The 3,288-nt window shown below is 67.8% G+C and carries 5 protein-coding genes and 2 pseudogenes; 3 read left to right on the forward strand and 4 right to left on the reverse strand.

Translation table 11 applies throughout. From position 1 onward, the window contains the following. Positions 1 to 123 precede the first annotated feature (123 nt). A pseudogene (locus tag AB0D10_RS45985) lies at positions 124 to 315 on the reverse strand (hypothetical protein); the annotation flags it as partial. Further along, entirely contained in the window at positions 270 to 497 is a 228-nt protein-coding gene (locus tag AB0D10_RS45990) for a hypothetical protein (protein ID WP_360269003.1), read from the reverse strand. The gene AB0D10_RS45990 and the pseudogene AB0D10_RS45985, both read right to left, overlap by 46 nt. Between AB0D10_RS45990 and AB0D10_RS45995 the strand changes: the two are divergent. Then, positions 475 to 1,123: pseudogene (locus tag AB0D10_RS45995) on the forward strand (transposase); the annotation flags it as partial. The gene AB0D10_RS45990 and the pseudogene AB0D10_RS45995 sit on opposite strands and share 23 nt — an antisense overlap. Before the next feature lie 125 nt (positions 1,124 to 1,248). On the opposite strand, the gene AB0D10_RS46000 reads toward AB0D10_RS45995, so the two are convergent. Together AB0D10_RS46000 and AB0D10_RS46005 are read right to left on the reverse strand one after the other, a co-directional pair. Further along, complete coding sequence (locus tag AB0D10_RS46000) at positions 1,249 to 1,458, reverse strand: IS3 family transposase (protein WP_360269000.1); 210 nt, start codon at positions 1,456 to 1,458, stop codon at positions 1,249 to 1,251. Then, complete coding sequence (locus AB0D10_RS46005) at positions 1,365 to 1,616, reverse strand: transposase (protein ID WP_360268993.1); 252 nt, start codon at positions 1,614 to 1,616, stop codon at positions 1,365 to 1,367. Before AB0D10_RS46005 ends, AB0D10_RS46000 begins: the two co-directional genes overlap by 94 nt. Before the next feature lie 291 nt (positions 1,617 to 1,907). On the opposite strand from AB0D10_RS46005, the gene AB0D10_RS46010 reads away from it, so the two are divergent. Next, a complete protein-coding gene (locus AB0D10_RS46010) occupies positions 1,908 to 2,507 on the forward strand; it encodes a hypothetical protein (protein ID WP_360268995.1) in 600 nt (199 codons plus the stop codon). Positions 2,508 to 2,653: 146 nt separating this feature from the next. Next, positions 2,654 to 3,178 carry an AAA family ATPase gene (locus tag AB0D10_RS46015; RefSeq protein ID WP_360268997.1) on the forward strand — a complete coding sequence of 175 codons (525 nt, stop codon included), beginning with the start codon at positions 2,654 to 2,656 and terminating at the stop codon, positions 3,176 to 3,178. Positions 3,179 to 3,288: the final 110 nt, after the last annotated feature.

The raw sequence follows: 3,288 nt of genomic DNA on the forward strand, positions 1-3,288 counted from the left end.
CAGCCTCGACGCGAACTCCTTCCCCCCGTCCCCCTACATCCACGCCTACAACGCGGACGGCAAGGAGATCTACAACCAGAAGACGCAGCCCACAGTCAAGAACACCCGCCCGTAGGCGCCACCTCAGGCATGTGGTGGTGGAGCGGCCGTCCCCGCGGTCGTGCGGCGGATGAGCATACGTAGTGTGACAATCGCGGCGGACAGGCAGAGGTGGAAGTCCACGACGCGACTGAGTTTCTCGGTGCCGCGCCGCAGCTTGCCGAAGCTGTTCATCCACGAGCAGCTCCGCTCCACCACCCACCTCCTGTCGGCCCGGCCGGCGCCAGGAACGGCTGCGAGGCCGGCCCCACCACGCGTCGGTCGTGGTCGAGCAGCATCAGCCGCTCCCGCTCCAGCCAGGACTCGAACCCCACCAGCGAAGCCGTGGTCGCCACCCGGTACCAGCCCGGGAAGTGCCGCTGTCCGTGGTGCCATGCAGAGCTGCGTACCGGGCTCACAGACTCGAACGCAACCCGGACAACCCCCCGAGGCCGAGCGGCTGCGCGAGGTGTTCCGCCAGGACTGGGCCCACCCACCAGCCTGCCCTGGGCGAGGACGCCCTCGGCCGGCAGATGCTTGCCCTCCTGGGCCGGCTCAGGGCCGCCTGTAGGTGCCGCGGACGATCTCGCCCAAGCCGTCGAGGAAGCCCTTCCCCAGCACCCGGACGCCGAGACCATCCTCAGCTTTCCCGACCTCGGCACCCAGCTCGGCGCTCGGGTGCTCGCCGAGATCGGCAACGACCGGACACGATTCGCCGGCGCTCGCGGCCTCACGGCGTACGCGGGCGCATCCCCCGTCACCCGGGCCTCCGGCAAGAAGTCCGGCATCACCCGCCGGTGGTGAAGAACGACCGGCTCAACCACGCCGGCTACCTCTGGGCCTTCGCCGCCCTGACGGCCTCACCCGGTGCGAAGGCCCACGACAAGCGCCGTCGCGACGAGCACTCCGACTGCACGCCGCCGCCCAGCGCAACCTCTTCAACCGCATGATCGGCCGGCTCCACCACTGCCTCAAGACCCGCCGAATGTGCCAGCCACCACGGGCCCTCGCCGGTGGGGATCAGCGAGATGTCGGCGACCCATAGCCGGTTCGGGGCGTTGGCGGTGAAGTCGCGCTGGACCAGGTCCGGAGCGAGGTCGGCCGTCGGGTCGCGGCGGGTGAAGCCGCGGGGCCGGCGCGGGCTGACGCCCTGCAGGCCGGCCTGGCGCATCAGGCGCTCGACCCGTTTGCGGCGACGTGGGTGCCCTCGCGTCGCAGGACGGCGTGGATGCGCGGGGAGCCGTAGGTTTCGTCGGAGTCTGCGTGGATCCGGCGGATGTGTTCGGTCAGCTCCGCGTCGTGGCGTCTGCGCGTGCACGGCTCGTGAACCTCGCGGCGCCAGCGGTAGTAGGTGGAGGCGGGGATTCCTGACGGATCCAGTTGCGCAGGGCCTCGTGGTGCACGCCCAGGTCCCGGGCCATCTGCCGGATCACGGGCTTCGGATCGGCAGCCCGGTACGCGGCAACGGCTCGCTGCCGTAACTCGGGCGGGTACTTCATCGGTGCGGCCATGGCAAAGGCTCCCTTCTGATGGCCCATCAGGCCATCTCCGGCAACCTTCCGCACCTCGGGGGAACCTCAAGGCCAGCATACAAAAGCCGTCCGACACGTCGACGGACCGGTTGGCTTCGCCAATCCGGTTGCATGATGCCGCGGGGTGTTCGCACGACGCAGCAGCGCTTCCGCTCGAAGCTGATCTCTCCAGGGACGATCCGATGTCAGCGCCCACCCCGACCGCGCCCCGGCGAAGGCAGCCGCCCCAGAAACAGCTGGGCTACCGGTCCACACCGTGAAAAGATGCCGGTTCAGGACAGGGGAGGCGGGGCTGGCATGGGGCTGGACTACAGCTACGAGATCTTCATGCCCCCTCGGAACGTTGTGCGGGCACTGACCCGGCTGGCCGAACTCGCACCCCAAGGCCGTAACACGCCGCTGCTTCCGGTCACTCTGCCGGGCGGCGAGCAACTGATCGTGCCGTTCACCTCGAAGTACAAGAGCGAACCGGTCGACTGCTCAGCTGGCGGCACGCTCGAACTGGACACCTCAATCGTGATTGACGTCGACGACGCGATGCGCGAGTTCCACCTTGGCGATGTCGACAGGGTCGACGAGTTGGGCAGAGTGTCGGTCGGATACATCTACTTGACTGTCTGGTTCTCGCCCGCATGGCACCCGAACTTCGCGTCGCTGCAGTTCACAGCGGCCACCTCGGGCATGAGTCGGATGTTCGAGCAGTCCGCGAGCGTCAGGAAGGTGTTCACCGACCTCACCGCCGCCGCCGGTGGCGTGTGCTGCCTACTCGACACCGAGACCGGCACCTTCGACATCTGCTGGCTCAACGGCGAGACGGTCAGTGGCGAGACTGTTCCGGGCGGCCGATTCTCGCGCTTCCACAATCTCGTCGCCGCCTGGCGCGAGCCGATGGAGTAGAACGGGAACCCAACCAGCGTGGCCAGCCCGGCTGAACGCACAGGTCACGCAGGCTGCATAGTGCCGACTATCGTGACCCGGCACAGCCGGTGTGACCTTTCGAGATCGGTGGCACCTGTCGCCCGCAAAGCGCTAGCGTCGGGCCCGTGATCGTATGGCTCAACGGCACCCACGGCGCGGGCAAGACGACGACCAGCGCACTCGTGCAGCAGCTGATCCCGGATTCACGGGTGTTCGACGCCGAGAAGGTCGGCGAGACACTCATGGACATCACGCCGGGGCTGCCCGCGACGGACAACTTCCAGCACTGGCCGCCGTGGCGGCCGCTCGTAGTCGAGACCGCCCGCCGCGTGCTCGACTACACCGGTGGCACTCTGGTGATACCCATGACTGTCCTGGTCGAGCAGTACTGGCGCGAGATCAGCACTGGTCTCGCCCAACACGCCATTCCCGTAAGGCACTTCGTACTCCACGCGGACCAGGACACCCTACGCGGACGCATCGCGGGGGACACTGTTCTTGGCCCCAACTCCCCGTTCCGCCTCAAGTATCTCGAGCCCTACGCCGAGGCGGCCCGCACATGGCTGCACGCCGAGGCCGAGGTCGTCGACACCACGCAACTCACGCCCGCCCAGGCCGCCCTGCAGATCGCAGAGGCCGTCAAGAGTTAGAGCCACTACGCGGAATGAGCTTTGCCCCGTGACGTGGACACCCTGACACTTGGATCTTGTCGATCCAGGAAGGGAAGTCCAGGTGGGACGTCCGTCGAAGTACTCGGACG

Origin of the sequence: Kitasatospora sp. NPDC048545 (genome assembly GCF_040651155.1) — a bacterium.
Taxonomy (GTDB): domain Bacteria; phylum Actinomycetota; class Actinomycetes; order Streptomycetales; family Streptomycetaceae; genus Kitasatospora.